1 rRNA gene is annotated in these 1,698 nt (G+C 52.8%); it reads left to right on the forward strand.

From position 1 onward, the window contains the following. Positions 1–146 precede the first annotated feature (146 nt). A 16S ribosomal RNA gene (locus tag BGE37_RS24675) occupies positions 147–1,688 on the forward strand. The last annotated feature ends 10 nt before the right edge of the window (positions 1,689–1,698 follow it).

The raw sequence follows: 1,698 nt of genomic DNA on the forward strand, positions 1-1,698 counted from the left end.
ACTGCTCTTTAACAATTTATCAGACAATCTGTGTGGGCACTCGAAGATACGGATTCTTAACGTCGCAAGACGAAAAATGAATACCAAGTCTCAAGAGTGAACACGTAATTCATTACGAAGTTTAATTCTTTGAGCATCAAACTTTTAAATTGAAGAGTTTGATCATGGCTCAGATTGAACGCTGGCGGCAGGCCTAACACATGCAAGTCGAACGGTAACAGGAAGCAGCTTGCTGTTTCGCTGACGAGTGGCGGACGGGTGAGTAATGTCTGGGAAACTGCCTGATGGAGGGGGATAACTACTGGAAACGGTAGCTAATACCGCATAACGTCGCAAGACCAAAGAGGGGGACCTTCGGGCCTCTTGCCATCGGATGTGCCCAGATGGGATTAGCTAGTAGGTGGGGTAACGGCTCACCTAGGCGACGATCCCTAGCTGGTCTGAGAGGATGACCAGCCACACTGGAACTGAGACACGGTCCAGACTCCTACGGGAGGCAGCAGTGGGGAATATTGCACAATGGGCGCAAGCCTGATGCAGCCATGCCGCGTGTATGAAGAAGGCCTTCGGGTTGTAAAGTACTTTCAGCGGGGAGGAAGGGAGTAAAGTTAATACCTTTGCTCATTGACGTTACCCGCAGAAGAAGCACCGGCTAACTCCGTGCCAGCAGCCGCGGTAATACGGAGGGTGCAAGCGTTAATCGGAATTACTGGGCGTAAAGCGCACGCAGGCGGTTTGTTAAGTCAGATGTGAAATCCCCGGGCTCAACCTGGGAACTGCATCTGATACTGGCAAGCTTGAGTCTCGTAGAGGGGGGTAGAATTCCAGGTGTAGCGGTGAAATGCGTAGAGATCTGGAGGAATACCGGTGGCGAAGGCGGCCCCCTGGACGAAGACTGACGCTCAGGTGCGAAAGCGTGGGGAGCAAACAGGATTAGATACCCTGGTAGTCCACGCCGTAAACGATGTCGACTTGGAGGTTGTGCCCTTGAGGCGTGGCTTCCGGAGCTAACGCGTTAAGTCGACCGCCTGGGGAGTACGGCCGCAAGGTTAAAACTCAAATGAATTGACGGGGGCCCGCACAAGCGGTGGAGCATGTGGTTTAATTCGATGCAACGCGAAGAACCTTACCTGGTCTTGACATCCACGGAAGTTTTCAGAGATGAGAATGTGCCTTCGGGAACCGTGAGACAGGTGCTGCATGGCTGTCGTCAGCTCGTGTTGTGAAATGTTGGGTTAAGTCCCGCAACGAGCGCAACCCTTATCCTTTGTTGCCAGCGGTCCGGCCGGGAACTCAAAGGAGACTGCCAGTGATAAACTGGAGGAAGGTGGGGATGACGTCAAGTCATCATGGCCCTTACGACCAGGGCTACACACGTGCTACAATGGCGCATACAAAGAGAAGCGACCTCGCGAGAGCAAGCGGACCTCATAAAGTGCGTCGTAGTCCGGATTGGAGTCTGCAACTCGACTCCATGAAGTCGGAATCGCTAGTAATCGTGGATCAGAATGCCACGGTGAATACGTTCCCGGGCCTTGTACACACCGCCCGTCACACCATGGGAGTGGGTTGCAAAAGAAGTAGGTAGCTTAACCTTCGGGAGGGCGCTTACCACTTTGTGATTCATGACTGGGGTGAAGTCGTAACAAGGTAACCGTAGGGGAACCTGCGGTTGGATCACCTCCTTACCTTAAAGAA

This window comes from Escherichia sp. MOD1-EC6300 (assembly GCF_002965045.1).
Lineage (GTDB): Bacteria > Pseudomonadota > Gammaproteobacteria > Enterobacterales > Enterobacteriaceae > Escherichia > Escherichia coli_F.